At 73.0% G+C, this 24,134-nt stretch carries 20 protein-coding genes, 1 tRNA gene and 1 pseudogene; 11 read left to right on the plus strand and 11 right to left on the minus strand.

Going from position 1 to position 24,134, the window contains the following annotated elements; all coding sequences use genetic code 11:
* Nucleotides 1-17: 17 nt before the first annotated feature.
* Nucleotides 18-449, minus strand: a complete 432-nt coding sequence (locus tag ACIQV3_RS18720; protein ID WP_327303848.1) for an OsmC family protein — start codon at nucleotides 447-449, stop codon at nucleotides 18-20.
* A gap of 61 nt (nucleotides 450-510) precedes the next feature.
* Complete coding sequence (zapE, locus tag ACIQV3_RS18725) at nucleotides 511-1,620, minus strand: cell division protein ZapE (protein WP_403713497.1); 1,110 nt, start codon at nucleotides 1,618-1,620, stop codon at nucleotides 511-513.
* Between the two features lie 36 nt (nucleotides 1,621-1,656).
* Here zapE and ACIQV3_RS18730 point away from each other — a divergent pair, with 36 nt between their 5' ends.
* From ACIQV3_RS18730 to msrB, 4 genes are all read left to right on the plus strand, one after another.
* The gene (locus tag ACIQV3_RS18730; RefSeq protein ID WP_403713499.1) at nucleotides 1,657-2,436 is read left to right on the plus strand and encodes a pyrimidine reductase family protein; all 780 of its coding nucleotides are present in this window, start codon (nucleotides 1,657-1,659) and stop codon (nucleotides 2,434-2,436) included.
* Nucleotides 2,437-2,583: 147 nt separating this feature from the next.
* Nucleotides 2,584-3,051: an indole-3-glycerol phosphate synthase gene (locus ACIQV3_RS18735; protein WP_403713500.1), complete on the plus strand. Its 468-nt coding sequence runs from the start codon at nucleotides 2,584-2,586 to the stop codon at nucleotides 3,049-3,051.
* An 82-nt stretch (nucleotides 3,052-3,133) separates the two neighbouring features.
* Nucleotides 3,134-4,531 carry a UDP-N-acetylmuramate--L-alanine ligase gene (murC, locus tag ACIQV3_RS18740; RefSeq protein ID WP_403713501.1) on the plus strand — a complete coding sequence of 466 codons (1,398 nt, stop codon included), beginning with the start codon at nucleotides 3,134-3,136 and terminating at the stop codon, nucleotides 4,529-4,531.
* Nucleotides 4,532-4,567: 36 nt separating this feature from the next.
* Nucleotides 4,568-4,984, plus strand: coding sequence for a peptide-methionine (R)-S-oxide reductase MsrB (gene msrB / locus ACIQV3_RS18745; protein WP_403713502.1), 417 nt, complete (start codon nucleotides 4,568-4,570; stop codon nucleotides 4,982-4,984).
* Here msrB and ACIQV3_RS18750 read toward each other — a convergent pair.
* Both ACIQV3_RS18750 and ACIQV3_RS18755 read right to left on the minus strand, forming a co-directional pair.
* Nucleotides 4,956-5,495, minus strand: a pseudogene (locus ACIQV3_RS18750) (contact-dependent growth inhibition system immunity protein); the annotation flags it as partial. The gene msrB and the pseudogene ACIQV3_RS18750 sit on opposite strands and share 29 nt — an antisense overlap.
* Nucleotides 5,496-5,547: 52 nt before the next feature.
* Nucleotides 5,548-5,697 carry a hypothetical protein gene (locus ACIQV3_RS18755; RefSeq protein WP_403713640.1) on the minus strand — a complete coding sequence of 50 codons (150 nt, stop codon included), beginning with the start codon at nucleotides 5,695-5,697 and terminating at the stop codon, nucleotides 5,548-5,550.
* Between the two features lie 317 nt (nucleotides 5,698-6,014).
* On the opposite strand from ACIQV3_RS18755, the gene ACIQV3_RS18760 reads away from it, so the two are divergent.
* Entirely contained in the window at nucleotides 6,015-8,078 is a 2,064-nt protein-coding gene (locus ACIQV3_RS18760) for a phosphocholine-specific phospholipase C (protein WP_403713503.1), read from the plus strand.
* Nucleotides 8,079-8,279: 201 nt separating this feature from the next.
* Nucleotides 8,280-9,035, plus strand: coding sequence for an alpha/beta fold hydrolase (locus ACIQV3_RS18765; RefSeq protein ID WP_403713504.1), 756 nt, complete (start codon nucleotides 8,280-8,282; stop codon nucleotides 9,033-9,035).
* 427 nt (nucleotides 9,036-9,462) lie between these two features.
* Here the strand turns inward: ACIQV3_RS18765 and ACIQV3_RS18770 are convergent.
* Nucleotides 9,463-9,535: transfer RNA gene (locus tag ACIQV3_RS18770), tRNA-His, on the minus strand.
* Between the two features lie 152 nt (nucleotides 9,536-9,687).
* Here ACIQV3_RS18770 and ACIQV3_RS18775 point away from each other — a divergent pair.
* Both ACIQV3_RS18775 and ACIQV3_RS18780 read left to right on the plus strand, forming a co-directional pair.
* Nucleotides 9,688-10,845, plus strand: a complete 1,158-nt coding sequence (locus tag ACIQV3_RS18775; RefSeq protein ID WP_403713506.1) for a heparan-alpha-glucosaminide N-acetyltransferase domain-containing protein — start codon at nucleotides 9,688-9,690, stop codon at nucleotides 10,843-10,845.
* A gap of 100 nt (nucleotides 10,846-10,945) precedes the next feature.
* Complete coding sequence (locus ACIQV3_RS18780) at nucleotides 10,946-12,067, plus strand: M24 family metallopeptidase (protein ID WP_403713507.1); 1,122 nt, start codon at nucleotides 10,946-10,948, stop codon at nucleotides 12,065-12,067.
* Nucleotides 12,068-12,103: 36 nt separating this feature from the next.
* On the opposite strand, the gene ACIQV3_RS18785 is transcribed toward ACIQV3_RS18780, so the two are convergent.
* Complete coding sequence (locus ACIQV3_RS18785; RefSeq protein WP_403713508.1) at nucleotides 12,104-12,874, minus strand: class I SAM-dependent methyltransferase; 771 nt, start codon at nucleotides 12,872-12,874, stop codon at nucleotides 12,104-12,106.
* A 43-nt stretch (nucleotides 12,875-12,917) separates the two neighbouring features.
* A complete protein-coding gene (gene treZ / locus ACIQV3_RS18790) occupies nucleotides 12,918-14,765 on the minus strand; it encodes a malto-oligosyltrehalose trehalohydrolase (protein WP_403713509.1) in 1,848 nt (615 codons plus the stop codon).
* A gap of 112 nt (nucleotides 14,766-14,877) precedes the next feature.
* Between treZ and ACIQV3_RS18795 the strand changes: the two genes are divergently transcribed.
* On the plus strand, nucleotides 14,878-15,441 hold the full coding sequence (locus ACIQV3_RS18795; RefSeq protein ID WP_403713510.1) for an FHA domain-containing protein: 564 nt from the start codon (nucleotides 14,878-14,880) through the stop codon (nucleotides 15,439-15,441).
* A gap of 86 nt (nucleotides 15,442-15,527) precedes the next feature.
* On the plus strand, nucleotides 15,528-15,998 hold the full coding sequence (locus tag ACIQV3_RS18800) for a GNAT family N-acetyltransferase (protein ID WP_403713511.1): 471 nt from the start codon (nucleotides 15,528-15,530) through the stop codon (nucleotides 15,996-15,998).
* Nucleotides 15,999-16,033: 35 nt separating this feature from the next.
* Here the strand turns inward: ACIQV3_RS18800 and ACIQV3_RS18805 are convergent, their stop codons facing one another.
* The 3 genes from ACIQV3_RS18805 to treY form a co-directional block, all read right to left on the minus strand.
* Nucleotides 16,034-17,386 (minus strand): M14 family zinc carboxypeptidase, encoded by a 1,353-nt coding sequence (locus tag ACIQV3_RS18805; protein ID WP_403713512.1) that lies wholly within the window; start codon nucleotides 17,384-17,386, stop codon nucleotides 16,034-16,036.
* 94 nt (nucleotides 17,387-17,480) lie between these two features.
* A complete protein-coding gene (locus tag ACIQV3_RS18810) occupies nucleotides 17,481-17,858 on the minus strand; it encodes a hypothetical protein (protein ID WP_403713514.1) in 378 nt (125 codons plus the stop codon).
* A gap of 168 nt (nucleotides 17,859-18,026) precedes the next feature.
* Complete coding sequence (gene treY / locus ACIQV3_RS18815) at nucleotides 18,027-20,411, minus strand: malto-oligosyltrehalose synthase (RefSeq protein ID WP_403713515.1); 2,385 nt, start codon at nucleotides 20,409-20,411, stop codon at nucleotides 18,027-18,029.
* An 82-nt stretch (nucleotides 20,412-20,493) separates the two neighbouring features.
* On the opposite strand from treY, the gene ACIQV3_RS18820 reads away from it, so the two are divergent.
* Nucleotides 20,494-21,777, plus strand: a complete 1,284-nt coding sequence (locus ACIQV3_RS18820) for an MFS transporter (protein ID WP_403713516.1) — start codon at nucleotides 20,494-20,496, stop codon at nucleotides 21,775-21,777.
* Here ACIQV3_RS18820 and glgX read toward each other — a convergent pair.
* On the minus strand, nucleotides 21,762-23,876 hold the full coding sequence (glgX, locus tag ACIQV3_RS18825; RefSeq protein ID WP_403713517.1) for a glycogen debranching protein GlgX: 2,115 nt from the start codon (nucleotides 23,874-23,876) through the stop codon (nucleotides 21,762-21,764). The genes ACIQV3_RS18820 and glgX overlap by 16 nt on opposite strands.
* Between the last annotated feature and the right edge of the window lie 258 nt (nucleotides 23,877-24,134).

The following is a 24,134-nucleotide window of genomic DNA, read 5'->3' on the forward strand; positions in this document are numbered from 1 at the left end:
CGGGCGGAGCGCAGAGGCTAGGCCAGCTTCGCGCTGAGGGTGATGGTCGTACCCGTCAGGGCCTGGCTGACCGGGCAGTTCTGCTTGGCGTCCTCGGCCGCGGCGACGAACGCGTCGTTGTCCAGGCCCGGCACCTCGCCCTCGACGGTGAGGTGGATCCCGGTGATGCCCTTGCCCGGCACGAAGGTGACGGCGGCCGAGGTCGTCAGCTTGGTCGGCGGGTTGCCCGCCTTCGCGAGACCGTTCGAGAAGGCCATGTTGAAGCAGCTCGAGTGCGCGGCGGCGATGAGCTCCTCCGGGCTGGTCCGCCCGTTCGCCTCCGCGTCGGTACGCGCGGGCCAGGAGACGGGGTAGCTGCCGAGGCCGGAGGAGTCGAGGGTGACCTCGCCCTTGCCTTCGAACAGGTCGCCTTCCCAGACGGCATGTGCATTGCGGGTAGCGCCAGCCATGGTGGATCCCTTCGCAGATGTGGAAACGGCCGGCCCGTGGAACGGCCCGGCGCCCCCAAACCTACTGGGACACCAGGGGCTTCGCGTCGCGTGCCAGCGCGGTGAGCCGCGAGATGGCGCGGAAGTACTTCTTGCGGTAGCCGCCGTTCAGCATCTCGTCACTGAACAGCCGGTCGAAGGGAACGCCCGCCGCCAGGACCGGGACCTCCCGGTCGTACAGCCGGTCGGCCAGGACCACCAGCCGCAGCGCCGTCGACTGGTCCGGAACCGGGCCGACATCGGTGAGGCAGACGGCCGTTATGCCGTCGGTCAGGGCCCCGTACCGGCTGGGGTGGACCCGCGCCAGGTGCTCCAGCAGCCCGGGGAAATCGTCGAGGCTCGCGCCCTCGGTGGCGTACGCCGCCTTCGTGACCTGCTCCTCGGAGAACGGCGCGGGAGCCTCGGGCAGGCCCCGGTGGCGGTAGTCCTGGCCGTCGATGCGCAGCGGGCGGAAGTGCGCGGACAGGCCCTGGATCTCCCGCAGGAAGTCGGCGGCGGCGAAGCGGCCCTCGCCGAGCTTGCCCGGCAGGGTGTTGGAGGTCGCGGCCAGCGCCACGCCCCGCTCGACCAGGCGGCTGAGCAGGGAAGAGACGAGGACGGTGTCGCCCGGGTCGTCGAGCTCGAACTCGTCGATGCACAGCAGGCGGTGTCCGCCGAGGGTCTGCACGGTCTGCTGGAAGCCGAGCGCGCCGACCAGGTTGGTCAGCTCGACGAAGGTGCCGAAGGCCTTGAGGGCCGGCTCGGCCGGGGTGGCGTGCCAGAGGGAGGCGAGCAGGTGGGTCTTGCCGACGCCGTAGCCGCCGTCGAGGTAGACCCCGCGGGGCCCGGTCGGAGCCGTGCTCTTCGGGGTCCTGGAGAACCAGCGCTTCTTGCCCGAGCCGCTCGCGTGCGCCCCTCCGAGGCCCGCGGCGAAGTCCGCGAGGACGGTGACGGCCTCGGACTGGCTGGGCTGCTGCGGGTCCGGGTCGTAGGTGTCGAAGCGCACCGCGTCGAAGCGGGGCGGTGGCACCATCTCGGCCACGAGCCGTTCGGCGGGCACCCGCGGCTCGCGGGCACACAGGGACCGCGGTCCCGCGTCGGCTATCGGGGGCCGCCCGGAGGCTGACGCTGAGGGCGAGAGAGAGGTTGACACAGCTCTTAACTCTACGGGGCGTGGCACACTGCACCGATGCGACGCCTGTTCCCTGTGACCGATCAGACATCAGCGGACCAGACCGACCGTGAATGGTCGCTGGACGAACTCGCCGAGGCGTACGAGTACCCCGAGCTCGGCCCGGACGGCCGCGGCCACTGGCTGCGGGCCAACATGGTCTCCACCCTGGACGGCGCGGCCCAGCACGACGGGCGTTCGCAGCCGATCTCCGGCGAGACGGACATGCGGATCTTCGGCACCCTGCGAGCCCTGGCCGATGTGATCGTCGTCGGTGCGGAAACGGTTCGCCAGGAGGGCTACCGCCCCGCGCGGGCCCGGGAGGCCTTCGCCGCCCGCCGCGAGGCGGCCGGTCAGGGGCCCGCCGCGGCCATCGCCGTGGTCTCGGCCGGCCTGGACCTGGACTTCTCGCTGCCGCTGTTCACCTCCCCGCTGGTGCCCACCCTGCTGCTCACCGGAGCCGCCGCCCCCGCCGACCGGGTCGCCGAGGCCGCGAAGGCCGGGGCGCAGGTGGTGGTGGCGGGCGACGGGGCGGCCGTGGACCCGGCCCGGGCCGTACGGGAGCTCGCGGACCGGGGGCTGCGCCGCCAGCTCACCGAGGGCGGGCCCCGGCTGCTGGGCCAGTTCGTGGCCGCGGACGCGCTGGACGAGCTGTGCCTGACGATCTCGCCGGTGCTCACGGCGGGTGACGCCCAGCGGATCTCGGGCGGTCCGTCCGTCACGGTTCCGCACCGGCTCGCACCGGCCTGCCTGCTGGAAGAGGCCGGGTTTCTGTTCACGCGTTACCGTCGGATCTGAAGAGAGGCGGAATTTGTCGTTCCGCTTAGCTTCCGCTGGGCACAGTAGTGGGCAGGTATAACCGCACAGGCCCCGTGCGACAGCGGGGCAGGATGGTTTCCGCAGGGGCCGGCCGGCCGGTCTCGGCCCACGAAGGAGAGGGCGTCCGTGTTCACGAGCGTATTGATGATCGAGCAGCCGCTGACCCCCGTCGACGTGGACTTCGTCACCACCCTCCACGGAGACGAGCAGGTCTCCTTCATCGTCCTCATGCAGCCCCGCGGCGACCGGGACCGGCTGCTGCGCGCCATCGACGACGTAGCGCTCGGTGAGCTTCCCGAGGCCATTCGCGAGGGAGACGAACCGGAGGGCGACGCGGCCCGCGGCCCCGCCGAACTGGCGATCGAGCATTCCCTCGCGTCCCTGCGGGCCAAGGGAGCCAAGGCCGTCGGGCAGATCGTCGAAGACCACCCGCTCGACAAGCTGAAGGCGGTGGTGGCCGAAACCAACGCCGACGAGGTGATCGTGCTGACCGCCCCGCACTACGTCGAGGAGTTCTTCCACCGGGACTGGGCCTCGCGGGCGCGCCACAAGGTCGGCGTTCCGGTGCTCAAGCTCTTCGCCCACAAGGAATAGGGTGGAGGCGGCCGGACCGCGCATCCCCGTAGTGAGCGCATCCGGCTGCCGTACGTACGCACTCGATCCTGGAGCTACCTGAATGAAGCCCGGCCTGCCGACCGCCATGGAACGGCCCCACTTCATCGGCATCGGCGGCGCCGGCATGTCCGGCATCGCGAAGATCCTGGCCCAGCGCGGCGCCAAGGTGGCCGGCAGCGACGCCCGTGACTCCGAGACCGCCCAGGCGCTGCGCGCCCACGGCGCCACGGTCCACATCGGGCACGCCGCCGGTCACCTCGCCGACGACGCCACCTGCGTGGTCGTCTCCAGCGCCATCCGCGCCGACAACCCGGAGCTGGCCCGCGCCGCCGAGCTCGGCATCCCCGTCGTGCACCGTTCCGACGCCCTGGCCGGGCTGATGGACGGCCTGCGGCCGATCGCCGTCGCCGGCACCCACGGCAAGACCACCACCACCTCGATGCTGGCCGTCTCCCTCTCGGCGCTGGGCCTGGACCCCTCGTACGCCATCGGCGGCGACCTGGACGCCCCCGGCTCCAACGCCCACCACGGCGAGGGCGACATCTTCGTGGCCGAGGCGGACGAGAGCGACCGCAGCTTCCACAAGTACACGCCGCAGGTCGCGATCATCCTCAACGCCGAGCTCGACCACCACGCGAACTACGCGTCGATGGACGAGATCTACGCGTCCTTCGAGACCTTCGTCGGCAAGATTCCGGCCGGCGGCACCCTGGTCATCGCCCACGGCCAGGCGGGCGCGGCCGAGATCGCCGGGCGCGTCAGCGGCAATCCCGATCTGACGGTCGTCACGTACGGCGAGGAGCCCACCGCCGACGTCCAGATCACCAAGATCACCCCGCGCGGGCTGACCAGCGAGGTCACCGTCGTCATCGACGGGCGGATGCTCACCTTCACCGTCTCCGTGCCCGGCCGCCACTACGCTCACAACGCCGTCGCGGCCCTCGCCGCCGGTGTCGCGCTCGGCATTCCGGCGCACAACCTGGCCTCCGCCCTCGGCAAGTACACCGGGGTCAAGCGCCGCCTCCAGCTCAAGGGCGAGGCCGCCGGGGTCCAGGTCATCGACTCCTACGCGCACCACCCCACCGAGATGACCGCCGACCTGGAGGCCATCCGCGGCGCCGCCGCCGGGGACTCCCGCATCCTGGTCGTCTTCCAGCCGCACCTCTTCTCCCGCACCCAGGAACTCGGCAAGGAGATGGGCCAGGCCCTCGCCCTCGCCGACGCCTCGGTCGTCCTCGACATCTACCCGGCCCGCGAGGACCCGATCCCGGGGATCACCAGCGAGATCATCCTCGACGCCGCCCGCGCCGCCGGGGCCGACGTCACCCCCGAGCACTCCAAGGAAGCCGTCGCGGACGTCATCGCGGGAATGGCCAAGCCCGGCGATCTCGTTCTCACCATGGGTGCGGGCGACGTCACGGACCTGGGGCCGGCCATCCTGGCCCGTCTGTCGAACTGACGGCTCTGGGAAGAGCGGGAAAACGGGAGATCAGTCATGTCGTACGAGGTAGAGAAGACGGACGAGCAGTGGCAGGCGGAGCTGACGCCGTCCGAGTACCAGGTACTGCGCCTCGCCGGAACCGAGCCCGCCTTCCGCGGTGAGTACACGGACACCAAGACCGAGGGCGTCTACAGCTGCCGCGGCTGCGGCTCCGAACTGTTCCGCTCCACGGAGAAGTTCGAGTCGCACTGCGGCTGGCCGTCCTTCTACGACCCGAAGGACTCCGACGCGGTCGAACTGAAGGCGGACGTCGCCCACGGCATGGTCCGCACCGAGGTGCTGTGCGCGAAGTGCGGCTCCCACCTGGGCCACGTCTTCGAGGGCGAGGGCTACCCGACCCCCACGGACCAGCGCTACTGCATCAACTCCATCTCCCTGCGCCTCACCCCCGCGGCAGCCGCCGAGGGCTGACCGGGACCGCGGACCCGCTTCCGGAAGGGAGCGGGTCCGTCCCGGAACGGGCCGCGCGAAATCGGGTCCGTCCGGTTCGGCGCAGCAGGTCAGCCAGTTCGGCGAGCCATGCGCCGGGACCGCTGGGGGCGGGCGGATCCACCTCCATGCCGAGCTCCGCCAGCGCGACCGCGTAGTCCGACTCGTCCAGCGGCAGGGACAGCAGGTCGTGCAGCTCGCCCGAGAGCTGGGCGACCAGGCCCGGATCCGTGCCGTCGGGGTAGTCCCGCAGGGCCGCCCCGTGGTCCTCGAACTCGTCCGGCCTGTCCTGGGAGAACCAGCCGCCGAGCAACTGCCCGAGTTCCGGGAACCGGGCGTGCCACTCCCAGCGGGTCCGCGGGGTGGCGGGAGCCGGGGCCGCGCCCGTCTCCACGCTCTCCTTGAGCCGGTCCGCCAACCGCAGCAGCCAGTCCTGGATCTCGTTGTCGGGCAGCCCGACGTCCGGTACGGGGTAGAACTCGCCGAGGCGCAGCCACCGCCCGGTATGCCCGCGACCCGCCAGTACTCGGAGTGGGTCTCGGTGTTCACGTGGAGGACCCGCCGCGCTCCACCGGCTCCACGAGGACGGCAGCCCCCGCGTCGCCGAAGGTGTGGCCCGCGAAGCCGGCGCGGAACTCGGCGAAGTCGGCGGGCGCCGTCCGCACGGCCCGGCTCGGGGTCTCCCCGGTGACCACCAGGGCCCGCCGGGCCCGGCCGGCGAGGATCTCGGCACGTCCTCACCATGACGCGCCGTCCGGGCCCGGTCCTGAATACGGATGCTCATCCCGCCCGCCGACCGGGTGAGTATCCGCGGCCGCCGCGCCGCCGCACGGGGACGACGGCGCTGAAGGGAAGTGGCGCGTGGGGCATGAACCGTCTGACGAGGTATTCCGTTCTCCAGGTGTACGGCCCACTGTCATTCAAGCAATGCCGACCGGTACCCCGGGGCCGCTGTCCTTGGGGCGCCCATCGACATCCCCCGCACCCGTCTCACCCGCAGAGGTCGTTCTCCATGACTGAATTGAATCGGCGCAGGTTCCTGCAGATCGCCGGTGGCGCCGCCGCCGTCACGATGCTGAACGAGAGCATCGCGCGGGCCGCCGCCATTTCGGCCCAGGGCAGTACCGGCACCATCCAGGACATCGAGCACATCGTCGTCCTCATGCAGGAGAACCGTTCCTTCGACCACTATTTCGGTGCGATGAAGGGGGTCCGCGGGTTCGGGGACCCGCGGCCGGTCGTCCAGGACAACGGCAAGTCCGTCTTCCACCAGTCCAACGGCACGAAGGACATCCTGCCCTTCAACCCGCAGATCAACGACCTCGGCATGCAGTTCCTGACGGGGCTGAACCACGACTGGGCCGGCGGCCACCAGGCCTACAACAACGGCAAGTACGACAAGTGGGTCCCGGCCAAGACGGCCACGACCATGGCGTACATGACCCGGAACGACATCCCGTTCCACTACGCGCTCGCCGACGCCTTCACGGTGTGCGACGCCTACCACTGCTCCTTCATCGGTGCCACCGACCCCAACCGCTACTACATGTGGACGGGTTACACGGGCAACGACGGAGCGGGCGGCGGCCCGGTCCTCGGCAACCAGGAAGCCGGCTACGGCTGGAAGACCTACCCCGAGCGCCTGGAGTCGGCCGGAGTCTCCTGGAAGGTCTACCAGGACATCGGCGACGGCCTGAACGCCGCCGGATCCTGGGGCTGGATCAACGACGCCTTCCGCGGAAACTACGGCGACAACTCGCTGCTGTACTTCAACACCTACCGCAACGCCCAGCCCGGCAGCGCCCTGTACGAGAAGGCCCGGACCGGCACCAACGTCAAGGCGGGCGGCACCTACTTCGACAAGCTGCGCGCGGACGTCGTGAACGGAACCCTCCCGCAGGTCTCCTGGATAGCCGCCCCCGAGGCCTTCAGCGAGCACTCCAACTGGCCGACGAACTTCGGCGCCTGGTACATCTCGCAGGTCCTGGACTCGCTGACCGCGAACCCCGACGTGTGGGCGAAGACGGCCCTCTTCATCACCTACGACGAGAACGACGGCTTCTTCGACCACGTCGTCCCGCCGTACCCGCCCACGTCCTCGGCCTGGGGCCTGTCCACGGCGAGCGTCACCGGCGACCTGTACACCGGAGGCGTCTCCGGCTACGCGGCCGGCCCGTACGGCCTCGGCCCCCGCGTCCCGATGATCGTGGTCTCCCCGTGGAGCAAGGGCGGCTACGTCTGCTCCGAGACCTTCGACCACACCTCGGTGATCCGCTTCATGGAGAAGCGCTTCGGCGTGCAGGAGCCCAACATCTCCCCGTGGCGCCGCGCGGTCTGCGGAGACCTGACCTCGGCCTTCGACTTCACCCGGGCCGACTCCGCGCCCGCCGCCCTGCCGTCCACCGCCTCGTACGTACCGCCGGACAAGAACCGCCACGCGTCCTACAACCCGGCCCCGCCCGCGACGGGCACCCTGCCCAAGCAGGAAGCCGGCTCCAAGCCGACGCGCGCCCTGGGCTACGCCCCGTACGTGGACGGCAAGGCCGCCGTCTCCACGGGCAAGTTCACCCTGACCTTCTCCTCCGGTCCGACCCTCGGCGCCCACTTCCACAGCACCTCGGGCAACCGTACGGACGGCCCGTGGCCCTACACGGTCGAGGCGGGCAAGACCCTGTCGGACACCTGGAGCACGAGCGCCTCCACCGGCAACCAGATCAACCTCTCGGTCTGGGGCCCGAACGGCTTCCTGCGCACCTGGAAGGGCCCGGCGAAGAAGGCCGGCCCCGAGGCCACGGCCCGCCACTCCGCGTCCACCGGCAACCTGGTGCTGTCCCTGACCAACGGGGGCACGGCGGCCGTCAACCTGACCGTCACCAACGCCTACGGCGGCGCGGCCCAGGTCGTGCGCGTCGCGGCGGGCGCCACCGTCGCGCACACCGTGTCGCTGTCCGGCACGGCCCGCTGGTACGACGTCACCGTCGTCTCCGACGCCGACACCACCTTCCTGCGCCGCTTCGCCGGCCACGTGGAGACGGGCGCGGCCGGAGTCTCGGACCCGGCGATCAAGACCGTCTGACCGTTCCCGTACGGGTGGATCCGCTCGCTTTCGGCGCCCGCGAAGTCAACGCTTGCGTGAGCTTCGCGGGCGCCGCATCGCGGAGGGGCGAACGGCGAGACCGACCTGACGGCGGAGTACCGGCCGTACGGTGTGATGGCAGGTGCGGTGGGCAGAACGTACGGCGGCAATTCTTTCCGCCCCGTCACCGAGGGAGAACGCATGGCCATCGCCCACCGCAGGACCGGCACCGGCCCCGTCCGCGTCATCGTGCTGCACGACTGGTTCGGCACGTCCGCCAACTGGGGCTCCGTACTGGACCACCTGGACCCGCGGGAGTTCTCGTACGCCTTCCTCGACTACCGCGGCTACGGCGACCGCAGGGACGTTCCCGGCCGGTACGCGCTCCCCGAGATCGCCGACGACGTCCTCGCGCTCGCCGACGAGCTCGGCTGGGACACCTTCTCCCTCCTCGGCCACTCCATGGGCGGCAAGGCCATGCAGCAGGTCCTCGCGCGCGCCCCGGAGCGGGTCGAGAAGCTGATCGGCGTCAACCCGGTCCCCGCCGGCCCCTACGAGATGGACGACGCCACCCACGACCTCTTCTACGGGGCCGCCGCCGACCCGGAGAACCGCCGCGCCATCCTCGACATCGTCACCGGCCGCCGCGCGAGCCCGTACTGGCTGGAGCGGATGGTCGCGCACTCCCTCGATGTGTCCCTGCAGGAGGCCTTCGCCGCGTACCTCGCGAGCTGGCAGCCGCTCGACCTGTCCGCCGCCGTGAAGGGCAGCACCGTCCCGGTGCTGGTCCTCGTCGGCGAGTACGACCTCGCGCTCACGGTGGACTTCATGCGGGGCACCTGGCAGGTCTCGTACCCGAACTGCCGCATCCAGCCGCTGCCCGGCGCCGGCCACTACCCGCCGCACGAGACCCCGGTCGCCTTCGCCACCGAGGTGGAGGCCTTCCTGCGCGGGTAGGCCGTCCGGGCCCGGCGCCGTCCCCCCCGTCAGTGCGGGCTCAGCCGGCCCGCCAGCCACTCCAGGGCGGACGGGACCTCGCGCGCCCAGGTCTCGTAGTTGCGCGCGGCCCGCGTCGCCGCCGAACAGGTCGCCGGTGCCGGCGTCCCGCACGGCCGCGTACGGGGCCGACAGCGCGGCCGCCGCCCGGTAGGCGTCCGGCGTGCGCAGGGCCAGCTTCAGCGCGCAGTAGCCGCCCACCGAATTGTCCATCACGCCCCACCCCCGGGCATCCCGGGCGAGGCCGTAGTGCGAGGAGACCGCCGCCGCGCCGGGGCACCGCCGATGTCCCATTTCATGCGGTTGATCCTGCCGCGCCGCCCCGGCGGGGAACGAAAAAACCCGTGGGGGTCACGAGGAAAACTCGCGACCCCCACGGGATCAATAGGGTGAGTGACGGGACTTGAACCCGCGGCCACCTGGACCACAACCAGGTGCTCTACCAACTGAGCTACACCCACCACGAAGGGCGGCGGACCGCCCGTTCGATGTGCAAGCACAGCATAGCTGATCAGCGGGGTGCTCCCGCGACGCCTTTTCCGGCGGCCCGGCCCGGCCCGGGTCCGGGTGGGGCGCAGGCAACCCCGGGCCCCGGATCCCCCTCCCTATCCGTATGGGACCCAACCGACTGACCGGCCTCGACGCGGCCCGCGGCATCGCCGTCCTCGGCATGTTCGCCGTGCACGTCGGCCCGCCGCCCGTGCCCGAGGGCCCCGGCTGGCTGCTCGTCGCCGCCGACGGCCGGGCACCGGCCGTCTTCACGCTCATCGCCGGCTTCTCCCTCGCGCTCGCCCGCTCCCGCGCCGCCGGCCCGCCGCCCCTGCGGGCCACCCTGACCCGCTGCGCGATCCTCGGCGCGCTCGGCCTGGGCCTCGCCGCGCTCTCGCCCGGCATCCTCGTGATCCTGTCCTTCTACGCCGTCTACTTCCTGGCCGCAGAACCCTTCACCCGGCTGCGCACCCGCACCCTGGCAGTCGTCGCGGGCGCCTCGGTGGTGCTCGGCCCGGTCCTCTCGTACCTCCTGGGCCCGGCCCTCGGACTGCGCACCGCGGGGCGCGGCGCCACCCCGCTCCCCGCCGACCTGGCGAGCTGGGCGGGGGCCGGCGGGATGCTGCGGGACCTGCTGCTCTCGGGCGCCTACCCGCTGCTCACCTACTTCCCGTACGTCCTGGCCGGCATGGCCCTGGGCCGCCTCGCCGACCTGCGGAGCCGGCGCTCGCTATGGATGCTGACCGGCTACGGGGCGGCGGCCGCCCTCGCCGGCTACGGGGCCTCCTGGCTCGCGCTGGGACCCGGCGGCCGGCGCGGGCCGCTGCTGGAGGCCGTCGCACGGGAACACCCCTGGGCCGCGGCGGAGCCCGACCCGGTCGCGGCCGTGCTGGGGGAGCAGTTCGGCGCCGTCCCCAGCACCTCCTGGGACTGGCTGCTGGTGGCCGGCCCCTACAGCCAGACCCCGCTGGAGACCCTCGGCAACTCCGGGGTCGGGGCGGCCCTCATAGGCCTTCTCGCGCTGGCCGCGCACCGCGCGGGCCGGGCGGTGACGCGACTGCTGCGGCCGCTCGCCGCCGTCGGGGCGATGGCCCTCACGGTGTACGTGGTGCACGCGCTCGCGCTGGCGGTGTTCCCGCGGGGCTGGAGCGGGTGGGAGGTGCTGGGCGGCTTCTCGGGCGCCGCGGTGATCGGCTGCCTGGCCTGGGCCCACTTCCTGCGCGGTACGGAGCTGCGGCGGGGGCCGCTGGAGTGGGCGCTGCGGGCGGCGACCCCGGCGTGACGCGAAGCCCGGCCCCGCGCAGCGGGCCGCGTGGGGTGGGGTCGGGGTGATCGGCGCGGCCCCCTGCCGTCCGGGGGTGGGGCGCGGCAGGATCGGAGTCATGGACCATGACTCCGATCCCTTCACGGCCGCCGACTACGCCGCCCGGATGGCCGCCGCCGCGCAGGCCGCCGCCGACGCGGGGCTGGCAGGCCTGCTGGTCGCCCCCGGGCCCGACCTGGCCCACCTCACCGGGTACCGGCCCGTCGACACCGAGCGGATGACCCTGCTCGTCCTCGCCGCCGGGCAGGACCCCGTCCTCGTCGTCCCCGCATTGGAAGCCCCCGACGCGGCGAAGTCCCCCGGCGCGGGCGCCCTGACCCTGCGGGACTGGGCCGACGGGAAGAACCCGTACACCGTGACCTCGCCGCTGCTCGACGTGACCGGCCGCTTCGGGGTCAGCGACAACACCTGGGCCCTGCACCTGCTGGGCCTGCAACGGGAGTTGCCGGACACCTCGTACGCCGCGCTGAGCGATGCGCTGCCGATGCTGCGCGCGGTCAAGGACGGGCGCGAGCTGGCCCGGCTCGCGGCGGCCGGCGAGGCGGCGGACGCCGCGTACGCGCAGATCCTCCATGTCCCCTTCGCCGGGCGCCGGGAGAGCGACGTCGCCGCCGACCTGGACGCGCTGCTGCGCGTGCACGGCCACTCCCAGGTGGACTTCACCGTCGTCGGCTCCGGCCCGAACGGCGCCAACCCGCACCACGAAGCCGGTGACCGGGTCATCCAGCACGGGGACATGGTGGTCCTCGACTTCGGTGGCCTCAAGCACGGCTACGGCTCCGACATCTCCCGTACCGTCCACGTCGGCGAGCCCACCGAGGAGGAGCAGCGCGTCCACGACATCGTCCGCGAGGCCCAGTTGGCGGGCGTGGCGGCGGCCCGGCCGGGAGCCGCCTGCCAGGACGTGGACCGGGCGGCGCGCGCGGTGATCACCGAGTTCGGCTACGGCGAGCAGTTCATCCACCGCACGGGCCACGGCATCGGAGTCACCACGCACGAGCCGCCGTACATGGTGGAAGGGGAGGAGCAGCCCCTCGTCCCCGGCATGTGCTTCTCCGTGGAGCCGGGGATCTACCTCCCGGGGCGGTTCGGGGTCCGCATCGAGGACATCATCACGGTCACCGCGAACGGCTGCCGCAGCTTCAACAACGCCTCCCGGGAGCTGGCCCTCGTGGAGTAGGCGGCCGGCGGCGGGAGGGCGCCTCCTCGCCGGGGCTCAGGCCCCGGCGAGGACCAGGCGGTAGCCGTAGTCGACGCTCTCCCGCTCCAGCAGGCCGGCGTGGCGGCGCTGCCACGCCCCCGACCGCAGGTCCTCGCGCAGTCGGGCGACCGCCGGTTCCACCACGGAGGCCGGCAGGCTCGCGAAGGTGGAGCTGGCGGCCCGTACGGCCGGGTCGAGGTAGGACTCGGGCCGGCGCCAGAAGGCGGCACGGAACCCGTCGGTGAAATCGTGCGGGACGGGGAAGGGCACCACGGTGTGCGCGTCCAGCTCCCCGGTCACCACGGACAGCGGGACGAAGCTGGAGCGCTCCCGCTCCCCGATCTGCGGCAGGTACTCCTCGAAGAACCACAGCTCCGTGCTGTGTTCCGGATCCCAGGTGAAGACGGCCTGGCGCCGGGACACCCGCCGCAGCTCCGCCAGCCCGCGCGCGGGGTCCGGCCAGTGGTGGACGGTCATCACCGCCATCGCCGCGTCGAACTGCCCCTCCTCGAAGGGAAGTTCCTCCGCCCCGGCCTTGACCTTGCGGGTACCAGGGTGCTGGTCGAGCATGACCTGGGACGGGTCCACGGCGGTCACCTCGCGGTCCTCCGGTTCGTACGAACCGGCGCCCGCCCCGACGTTGACCACCGTCCGGGCGTCCCCCAGGGCGCCCGCGATCAGCGAGGCGAGCCGCGGATCAGGCTGCCGGATCTCCCGGTAACCCACCCCGATCCGGTCGTACTTGGCCGTGTGCCCGCGGCCGGTCGCGGAGGAATCGATCTTCATGGGGCCCACCTCATCAGACGGTCCCGGGTCGCCGCGACCGGGTTTACAGGCCCAGCACCACCGCCGATTCGGCCGGTACGTGGACTCGCCCGTCGGCGTCGGGATGCTCCACGGGCAGCCAGGCGGCCAGCACCCGGACCCCGTTGCGGCCGAGTGCGACGGTGACCGGCTCCCCGGAGAGGTTCACCACCACGCGGACGTCGCCCCGGCGGAACGTCAGCCAGCGGCGCTCCTCGTCATGGGCGATCCGCAGCGCCGCCAGATCGGGATCCCGCAGGTCGGAGTGGGTGCGGCGGAGTGTGATCAGGGTGCGGTACCAGTCCAGCAGCCGGGCGTGGGACCCCCCGCCCGGCTCGGCCCAGTCGAGGCAGGAGCGGTCCCGGGTGGCCGGGTCCTGGGGGTCGGGGATCTCCTCCGCCTTCCAGCCGTGCTCCGCGAACTCCCGCCGCCGGCCCGCCCGTACGGCCTCGGCGAGCTCCTCGTCGGGATGGTCGGTGAAGTACTGCCACGGGGTGCCGGCGCCCCACTCCTCGCCCATGAACAGCATCGGCACGAAGGGCCCCGTCAGCGCCACCGTCGCCGCGCACGCCAGCAGCCCGGGGGACAGGGAGGCCGCGAGCCGGTCGCCCAGCGCGCGGTTGCCGATCTGGTCGTGGGTCTGGGTGTAGCCGAGGAAGCGGTGCGCCGGGGTGCGGCCCCGGTCCACCGCCCGGCCGTGGTGGCGGCCCCGGAAGGAGGACCAGGTCCCGTCGTGGAAGAAGGCCCGGGTCATGGTCTTGGCCAGCGCCCCGAGCGGGGCCTCGGCGAAGTCCGCGTAGTAGGCCTGGGATTCACCGGTCAGCGCGCAGTGCAGGGCGTGGTGGAAGTCGTCGTTCCACTGTGCGTGCAGGCCCAGGCCCCCGGCGGCGCGCGGGGTCGTGGTGCGCGGATCGCAGCGGTCGGACTCCGCGATCAGGAACAGCGGCCGGCCCGTCTCGGCGGCCAGTTCGTCCACCGCCGCGGACAGCTCCTCCAGGAAGGTCAGCGCCCGGTCGTCGGCGAGCGCGTGCACCGCGTCCAGGCGCAGCCCGTCGATCCGGTAGTCGCGCAGCCAGGCCAGCGCGCTGCCCAGGAAGTACGCGCGGACCTCGTCGGAGCCGGGCGCGTCCAGGTTCACCGCCGCGCCCCAGGGGGTGTGGTGGGTCTCCGTGAAGTACGGGCCGAAGACGGGGAGGTGGTTGCCGGAGGGGCCGAGGTGGTTGTGGACCACGTCCAGCACCACGCCGAGCCCGGCGGCGTGCGCGGCCTCCACGAACCGGACCAGCCCGGCCGGGCCCCCGTACGGCTCGTGCACCGCCCAGGGCGCGACCCCGTCGTACCCCCAGCCGTGCCGCCCGGGGAAGGAGCAGACCGGCATCAGCTCGACGTGCGTGATGCCGAGGGCGGTGAGGTGGCCGAGGCGGGCGGCGGCCGCGTCGAAGGTGCCCTCGGGGGTGAAGGTGCCGATGTGCAGCTCGTACAGGACGGCGTCCTGGAGCGGCACCCGGGGCGAGGGGGCCGGCTCGCCGGGGGAGAGGGCGGCGAAGTCGACCACGGCCGAGATCCCGTCGGGGCCGTCCGGCAGGCGCCGCCCGCGCGGATCGGGCCGTACGGGGCGTACGTGGTCCGGGTGATGCAGGTGGTCCGGGTGCTCCGCGTGCTGCCCGGGGTGGACCGGGTCGCGCGGATCGTCCCCGGGAAAGAGCGTCTCCGGGCCGCCGCCCAGCTGGAACCCGTACCGGGATCCGTCGGCGGCCGGGGCCTCGGCGACCCACCAGCCGGCGCGCTCCGGATCGGGCGCCATCGTGTACGCGGCCCCGTCGAGCCGCAGTACGACCCGGTCTGTCAGCGGTGCCCACACCTCGAACTGCACGGACGGTCCCCTCGTCTGGCGGCGGTACCCCAACCTGCGTGTCCGGGCCATCATCTCCGGCCGGGCGCGGGAGTTCTGGACACTCTGCCCTCGACAGGCCGACAATCACCTGGTGACGTCGAGTTTCGAGTTCCCTCCCTTCCCCGCCCCGCGGCTCTCCGATGCCGAGCGCGACCGTGCCCTGGGCCAGCTCAGGGAGGGCGCCGCCGTCGGGAAACTGTCGCACGACACCTTCCTGCGCCGCATGGAACTCGCCCTCGTCGCCCGCCGCTCCGAGGACCTCGCCGTACTCACGGCGGACCTGGAGGGCAGGGAGACGGGGGAGAGCCCGTGGACCCGGCGGCTGTTCGGCTGGGTGGGGCGGGTCTCGGCGGTGTCCGTGGGGGTGCGCAGGGCGTGGGCCGTGGAGAAGCTGCCCCCGCTGCTCCTCCCGCACCCGAGCGCCGGACCGCTGCGGATCGGCCGCGACCCGGGCAACGGGCTGCGCCTGAGCCACGAGACGGTCTCGCGGGCCCACGCGGAACTGGGCATCCGGGACGGGGTCTGGGTGGTGCGGGACCTCGGCTCGACGAACGGGACCACGGTCAACGGGCGCCGGGTGACGGGCTCGGCGGTGGTGCGGGACGGTGACCAGATCGGCTTCGGCCGGATGAGCTTCCGGCTGACGGGCGGCTGAGGAGCCGGGGCCCGGGCTGCGGGGCTGCGGGGCCGGGCCGGGGCCCGGGTGGCGTCCGGACGCGCGTCGTGCGGAGGATGACTTCCATGGAACACACGTCTGCCGCCCCCGTCGTACGGCCCGCGCGCCCCGAGGACCTGACCCGCCTGGTCGAGCTCATGCGCGAGCACATGGTGTACGAGAGGTCCGCGCCCCGTCCGGCCGGTCTCGGCGACCGGCTCGGCCCGCAGTTGTTCGCCGCGGGGGCCCGGCTGTGGGTGCTGCTGGCCGAGACCCCGCGGGGCGAGGTCGCCGGGTACGCGGCCTGCTCGGCCGAGTTCTCCTTCTGGGAGGCCCGCCACTACCTCCACATGGACTGCCTCTACCTGGCCGAGGAGGCCCGCGGACACGGCCTCGGCGCCGCGCTCGTGGACGGGGTGGCCGCGCTCGCCCGCGAGCTGGGCCTCGGCCACGTCGAGTGGCAGACGCCCGACTGGAACGAGGGCGCGATCCGCTTCTACGACCGGCTCGGGGCCACCGGCAAGCCGAAGCTCCGGTACGCCCTGCCGGTGGAGTAGGCGGCGCGCACCCCCCGCCTACGGGCTCCCCCCGCCTACCGGCCAGCCGCCACGAGCCGGTCGTAGGCGGCCAGGACGACCCGGGACTGGTGTTCCACCTGCGTGGCCACCGGGACCCAGCGTGCCTGGAAGCGGTCCGCGAACTCCTCGCACCACCCCGTGACGAGCCGGTCCACGGCCGGCGCCGTCGGGTGCCCCTCGGCGCGCAGCACCCGGAGCAGCATCGCGGCGGCGCGCAGCGAGAGCCTGCGGCCGAAGGCGTCGATGCTGCCGATGTACGCCGCCGTCGCCTCGGCGGGGGCGCCGGGGCCCGTCCACTCGGCGGTGATCCGGGGGATCAGCGCGAGCGTCCAGTCCACCGCGCGCAGCAGGGCCGCGGCGGCCGGATCCGTACCGCCGGCCGCGCCCTCCCGCAGGGCCGCCACCCGCGCGGCGTCGGCGGTGAGCCGGCCGGCCAGGATGCGCAGGGCGGCGCGGGGGTCGGGGTGCGGGGCCGGGTCGTCCACCAGGTCCGAGGCCCACATGGGGACTTCGACGATCGCGGTCGTGCCGGCGTGGCGGTGGGCGTGGTACCAGGTGCTGAGCCGGGTGTCCTCGGGGTGGAGCGGCCCGTCGGCCGTGGTCCCGGGCTGGGGCATCACGAAGATCCCCGCCCCCGGCGAGGGCCAGCCCGAGGCGTCCGAGGCGCTGGTCTCCACGGGGATGCGCAGGTCGGCGGCCGATTTGCCGAAGGGCTCGGCGAGACCGGGTATGTCCCGGGTCAGCTGCACCCAGGAGCCGCCGAGGTCGGTTCCGTGCAGGGAGACCTGGAGGGCGGGCCGGAGTTCGTCGATGAGCCGGGTCAGGGCGAGGGTCTCCGGCGGGAGGCGGTCCGGGGGCAGTAAAGACGGCGCCCACTCGGGCTGTTCGGGACCGGGCGGCCGGAAGAAGTTCCGGTGGTAGTCGAGCAGGGAGTACGGGCGGGGCGTGCGGTGCAGGGCCGCGCCGTCGGGGTCGGCGCAGAGCAGGAAGTGCCAGGTCGCCGTGGCCGTGGCCGTGGCCGGGGCGGCGGATACGCGGATCAGGTGCCGGGCGAGCGCGAGGGCGGTGGCCCCGCCCACGGGCTCGTTGGCGTGGGCGCCGGCGACGACGAGCACGTTCGGAGCGGCCGTGGCACCGGCCGTGGCACCGGTCAGGGCAGCGGTCGAGCCACTGGTCATGGCAGCGGCCGTGGCACCGGTCGTGGCCATCGCCGTGGAGCCCACGGAGAGCAGCCACAGGGGCTCCCCGGCCCGGGACGCGCCGATCCGGCGGAGCGTGGCCAGGCCGGGGTGTTCATCGGCCAGGGCGCGGGCGGCCAGGGCCAGTTCGTGGGGAGTGGGGTAGCACATGTCACGGATGAGGGTCACAGGTGATCCCCTTCCCGCCACGAGCCCGCCCTAGCCGTGTTCGGGCGCCGCGGGCGCACGGCACCGCCGTACCGCCGCCCGCGACCCGATCCGTTTAGCAGTAGCTCCAGCTTCCGCTGACGTAGTTCAGGTTGTCCGAGGACATGTAGCCCTTGGTCTCGGTACCGGCGACCCGGCCGTAGAACCACAGCACGCCCGAGTCGGGGTTGACGGCCCCGCACCAGACGTAGAAGACGGTGCCGGTGCTCACCGAGCGGACGTTGCTGCAGACCGAACCGATGCCGCTCTTGAGGTTGTACGTCCCCTTGAGCGTGGTCTTGAGGCTGGAGTTGTTGGGCGTGGCCGAGTACCAACAGCTCGCGTTCGCCGCCGCCTGTGCCGAGGTCGCCGATGCGATGCCGGATACGCCCGTCAGCATCGCGGTGGCCGCGAGCACGATGCCTGCCCTGCGCTTGATCTGCTTCATTCCCATGGTGACTCCTTCAGAGGACGCATCAGTGGTGAGCGGAACGGGGCAGACGATCGCAACGGCGTCCGGGCCCGGTCTTGTACAAACCGGCTGCCGGGCCTCCGATGGCCGAGAAGGGTCTGTTCGGCGGCGACAACCGGACGGCGGGACGTCCCGAAGGCGCCGGTGAGGCTAGGTACGGTCCTCCCGCAGCAGGACGGCGACCGGCGAGGCGTCGGCGAGGAGCTCCGCGAGGCGCAGCTCGCCTTCGTACGCCGCTCCGTGCGTCGCTCCGTGCGCCGCCCGCGCGGCCTCGGCGGTCCCACCGGTCCCACCGGCCCCGGCGCCCGTCGCGCCCAGGAGCCGCAGCCGCCGCCAGCGTCCCGGCGGCAGGGGCAGGGTGGTGTTCCGCCAGCCGCCGGCCCCGGCCAGTCCGTGCGACAGGCGGGTGGCCACCGCCACCAGGCCGGCCGAGCGGGCGAAGGCCACGCAGTGCTCCGCCGCCGGGCCCCGGGCGATCAGCGGGGCGTAGCCCGTGAACAGGCCGGGCTCGCTCCGCCGCAGCCGCAGCAGGGCGGCGGTGAGGGCGAGCTTCTCCTCGGCCGTACCGGAGGGCGCGGCCCCCGCGTCCAGTCGGGCCAGGGTCTCCCGGGGGAAGACGGCGGGCCGCCGGTTGTCCGGGTCGACCAGGGCCCGGTACTCCGTCTCGGAGCCCTGGTAGACCTCCGGGACCCCGGGCATCGCCAGGTGCAGCAGCGCCCCGCCGAGCAGGTTGGCGCGGGCCGCCGCCGCCAGGGCGCCGGCCGGCTCCGGGGCGGCCTCCGGGAGGTGCTCCGGGACCGTGGCCTCGTACGCGGGGTCCTGCTCGGTCCAGGTGGTGTGCAGGGCGGCTTCGCGGACGGCCTTGAGCAGGGCCTGGGCGAGCCGGTCGGCGCGTTCCGGGGCGGCGCCGTCGGCCCCGAGTCCGAACGCCGTCTGCCAGGCCACCCAGGCGAGTTGGGGATCCGCCCCGGCCGGCGCCGGTACGGACTCCGGGTCCTGCGAGAGCGCGGAGATCCGTGCCCGGACGTCCGCGCTGCGCTTCGTGTCGTGCGTGGTCAGCACCGTCCCGGAGCGGGGCCACAGCCTGGCCCGCTCGGCGCCGTAGGCGTGGAACTCCGCCACCGTGACGGCCGGAGCCCCCGGATCCCCGCCCACCTCGGTGGCCGACAGCAGCGGGGCGTACCGGTAGAAGGCCCTGTCCTCAAGGGACTTGGCGCGCAGGGCCGCCGATGTCTGGGCGAAGCGGGCCGCGAAGGCCGGGTCCCGCAGCAGGAGTTCGCGTACGCCCGCCACCGGGGCCGCGCCGGCCTCCGCGGCGGCCCGCTCCAGGGCCCCGGGGGCGAGGTCCGGGTCGCCGGGGTAGGGCCGGTAGACGGGGTAGGCGATGAGCAACTCGCGTACGCCGGGGGCTAGTTCCGGACCGGCCAGTCGCTCCAGGGTGGTGAGTTCCGCGGCCAGGTCCCCGGTCAGCACCTCCCGGGCGCCCGCCGAGGCCGTCACCTCCCACCGGGGCTGCCCGGTCGCCTCGCGGAACCGGGCGTCGAGCCGTGCGGCCCCGGCCGGGTCGGTCAGTACGCCGTCCACCCGGTACAGCGCGTCGTACCCGGTGGTCCCCGCCACGGGCCAGGCGGGAGCCAGCCGTTCCTCGCGGGCCAGGATCTTCTCGACCACCACCCAGCAGTCCGGGCCGACGGCGTTCCGCAGCCGCCGCAGGTAGCCCTCGGGGTCCGCCAGTCCGTCCACGTGGTCGATCCGCAGCCCCCGGGCGACCCCGTCGCGGACCAGCTCCAACACCTTGGCGTGGGTGGCGCCGAAGACCTCGGGGTCCTCGACACGCACCCCGATCAGCTCCGAAATGGTGAAGAAGCGACGGTAGTTGAGGCCGGTCCTGGCCTCCCGCCAGCACGCGGGCCGGTACCACTGGGCGGCGAGCAGCGCCGCCGGCTCCAGCCCGGCCGTGCCCTCCCGGAGCGGGAACTCCAGCTCCCCGACGCGCAGGACGGCCCGGTCGCCCCGCCCGTCGACCTTGACCTCGCCGGGATCCAGCGGCTCCGCGAGCACGGGCAGCAGCAGCTGCCCCCCGCCCGCCTCCCAGTCGATGTCGAACCAGCGCGCGTACGGCGAGCCGGGGCCCTCCCGGGCCACCTCCCACAGGGGCCGGTTGAGGCGCAGCGGCGTCGGCAGCGCCATGTGGTTCGGCACGATGTCGAGCACCAGTGCGAGCCCGTGCGCGCGGGCCTCGGCGGCCAGGGCGCGCAGCCCGCCCTCCCCGCCCAGCTCCACCCGGACCCGGGTGTGGTCGGTGACGTCGTACCCGTGGGAGGAGCCGGGCACCGCCTCCAGTACGGGGGACAGGTGCAGGTGCGACACGCCGAGCGAGGCGAGGTACGGCACGACGGCCCGCGCGTCGCCGAAGGTGAACTCGGGGCGCAGCTGCAGGCGGTAGGTGGACGTGGGGGTGGCGGCCGGTGGTTCATCGGATTCCGGCCGGTTGAACTCGGGACTCGTGCGACCGGTGCGCGGGGGCAGGCTCATGAGAACGTACGTACCCAGGATGCGGGATTCCGTGCCATTACCCAATGCATCCGGGTGAATGCGCCGGGTTAACGTTGCTCAAGTGTTTGGAACCGTCAACACCTATCGAAGAGTCATTGCCCTGACCGGGCCCCTACTCCCGCTCATCTCCTTCCTCGCCCGACTGCCCGTCGCCATGGCGCAGTTCGGCAGCGTCCTCCTCGTCGCCGAGACCAGCGGCTCCCTCGCCACCGCGGGCATAGTCGGCGGCACGCTCTCCGCCGGACAGGTGGTCTTGGGACCCGTCCTGGGCCGGCTCGCCGACCGTCACGGGCAGCGTGCCGTCGTCCTGACGGCCGCCGCCGTCAACGCGGTGGCGACCGCCGCTCTGGTGGCCGGGGCGCTCTCCGAGCTCGCCACCGTCCCGCTCGCCGCGATCGGCTTCGTCACCGGGGCCTCCGTCCCGCTGATCGGCCCGCTCGCCCGTACCCGCTCCGTGGCGCTGGCCCACCGCGCCAAGTCCGACGAGGGCGTCGTGGGCGCCATCCACTCCCTCGAAGGCACCCTGGACGAGGTCTCCTTCGTCTTCGGACCCGCCCTGGTGGGACTGGCCACCCTCGCCCTGCACCCGGCCGTCGCCCTCGGCGGCGCGGCCGCCCTCGTCGCCGTCTTCGGCAGCCTCTACGCACTGCACCCGACCGCCGCCGTCACGGCCGGAGTGCCCGCGGGAGCCGGCCGGGGCAAGAACCGGGTCCGGGTCCGTCCGCCGCGCGTGGTCTTCGCCGTACGGGGCTCCCTCGCCCTCCAGGGCGCCATGTTCGGTGCCTGCCAGGCCGGAATCGCCGCCCTGACCGCACAGTTGGGCGTCCCCGGCCAGGCCGGCATCGTGTACGCGGCCATGGGAGTCGTCAGCGCCGCCGTCGGGCTCTCGCTCGGCGCGCTGCCCGCCCGCTTCGGGCTGCGGCTGCGCTGGCGATGGGCCACCGCCGCCGCGCTCGTGCTCTCCGTACCGCTGCTCTTCACGCAGACCCTGTGGCCGCTGTACGTGGTCGTCACCGTGCTCGGCGCCGCCTACGCCCCGCACCTGATCACCGCCTTCGCCATCACCGAGCGCGCGGTGAGCCCCTGCCGGCTCGCCGAGTCGATGGCCTTCGCCGCCAGCTCGCTCGTCGCCGGACAGGCCGCCTCGCTCGCCGTCTCCGGACGGCTCGCCGAGTGGTACGGGCCCTCCGCGGCCTTCGCGGTGGCCGTGGGGGCCGCCGCCCTGTGCCTGGTCCTGGCCCTGGTCACCCGTGTGCCGTCGGGCCGGACGCACGCCCCGGTCGTTGCCGGCGGGGGCGCCCGTCCGGACGTCCTGCTGGAAGGCGCCGCCTACGCCGGGCGCTGAAGCACCACCAGACACCGTCCTGTCAGTGTCACCCGGTCCCCGGCCGCGTACTGCGGCCCGGTACCGGGTGCCAGTACCTCGGGCCGCGCCGTGTCCACGACCAGGCGCCACTGCGCGCCGTGCCCGGCCGGGACCGTGAAGTCCTGTGCCTCGGCGCCCGCGTTGAACATCAGGAGGAACGAGTCGTCGGTGATCCGCTCCCCGCGGGTGCCCGGCTCCGAGATGGCCTCCCCGTTCAGGAACACCGTCAGCGCCCGCGCGTGCTGCGCCTGCCAGTCGCGGGCCCGCATCTCCTCGCCGTGCGGGGTGAACCAGGCGATGTCCGAGAGCTCGTCGTGCGTCCCCTCCACCGGCCGGCCGTGGAAGAAGCGGCGCCGCCGGAACACCGGGTGCTCCCGCCGCAGCCACACCATCTGCCGGGTGAACTCCAGCAGTGCGGGCGCCGGTTTGCCGGGCTCCGGCCAGTTCACCCACGACAGCTCGTTGTCCTGGCAGTAGGCGTTGTTGTTGCCGCCCTGGGTGCGGGCGAACTCGTCACCGTGACTGATCATCGGCACGCCCTGCGAAAGCATCAGCGTGGCGATGAAGTTGCGCATCTGGCGCTCGCGCAGCTCCCCGATGTCCGGGTCCTCCGTCGGCCCCTCCACACCGCAGTTCCAGGAGCGGTTGTGGGTCTCGCCGTCCCGGTTGCCCTCGCGGTTGGCCTCGTTGTGCTTGTCGTTGTACGAGACCAGGTCGTTCAGGGTGAAACCGTCGTGGCAGGTGGTGAAGTTGATCGAGGCCAGCGGCCGCCGGCCGTCGTCCTGGTAGAGGTCGGAGGAGCCCGTCAGCCGGCCCGCGAACTCGGCGAGCGTGCGCGGCTGCCCGCGCCACAAGTCCCGTACGGTGTCCCGGTACTTGCCGTTCCACTCGGTCCACAGCGGCGGGAAGTTCCCCACCTGGTAGCCGCCTTCGCCCAGGTCCCACGGCTCCGCGATCAGCTTGACCTGGCTGACCACCGGATCCTGCTGGACCAGGTCGAAGAACGAGGACAGCCGGTCCACCTCGTGGAACTGGCGGGCCAGCGTGGCCGCCAGGTCGAAGCGGAAGCCGTCCACGTGCATCTCGGTGACCCAGTAGCGCAGCGAGTCCATGATCAGCTGGAGCACGTGCGGGGACCGCATCAGCAGCGAGTTCCCGGTGCCCGTGGTGTCCATGTAGTGCCGCGGATCGTCCGCGAGCCGGTAGTACGAGGCGTTGTCCAGTCCCCGGAAGGACAGCGTCGGACCCAGGTGGTTGCCCTCGGCGGTGTGGTTGTAGACCACGTCGAGGATCACCTCGATGCCGGCCTCGTGCAGGGCCCGGACGGCCGACTTGAACTCCAGCACCTGCTGGCCGCGGTCGCCCGAGGCGTAGCCGTTGTGCGGGGCGAAGAAGCCGATCGTGTTGTAGCCCCAGTAGTTGCTGAGCCCGTCGTCCACGAGGCGGTGGTCGTTGACGAACTGGTGGACCGGCATCAGCTCCAGCGCCGTCACCCCCAGCTTGGTCAGGTGCCCGATGACGGCGGGGTGCGCGAGCGCCCCGTAGGTGCCGCGCAACTCCTCGGGAAGGTCCGGGTGGCGCATGGTCAGGCCCTTCACGTGGGCCTCGTAGAGCACCGTGTGGTGGTACTCGTGGCGCGGCGGCCGGTCGTTGGCCCAGTCGAAGTACGGGTTGACCACGACCGAACTCATGCTCTTGGGCGCGGAGTCCAGATCGTTGCGGGAGTCGGGCCGGCCGAAGTGGTAGCCGTACACCTCCTCGCCCCAGTCGACACTGCCCGCGATGGCCCGCGCGTACGGGTCCAGGAGCAGCTTCGCCGCGTTGCAGCGCCGTCCGCGCTCCGGCTCGTAGGGGCCGTGAACCCGGAACCCGTAGCGCTGGCCGGGCATGATGCCCGGCAGGTAGGCGTGCCGGACGAACGCGTCGGTCTCGCGCAGCTCGATCGCTGTCTCCGAACCGTCGTCGTGCAGCAGACACAGTTCGATGCGTCGGGCGGCCTCCGAATAGACCGCGAAATTGGTGCCGGCGCCGTCATACGTGGCACCGAGCGGATACGCCTGCCCCGGCCAGACCTGCATAGAAAACGACTCTTCCCCTCTGTGTCGGGCTGATCCGGCGTGGACCACGTCACTGCCAGATCTTCCCCGAAAGTGGGCTTCCACGCGGGGACTTGGGAGGGTCCTACCGGGTGACCCGGAGAGCTGATAAGAGGGTGGGCCGACGATGGGGAGATCAGATCGTCGGCAGAGCGGATAATGAGCCAACGGACGGACCGGGTACGGCCCCTGAGCCCGCGTCGGGCCTCAGGCGCCCGCATCGGGCTGCAGGGTGCCGCA

Source organism: Streptomyces sp. NPDC099050, assembly GCF_044759865.1.
Taxonomy (GTDB): domain Bacteria; phylum Actinomycetota; class Actinomycetes; order Streptomycetales; family Streptomycetaceae; genus Streptomyces.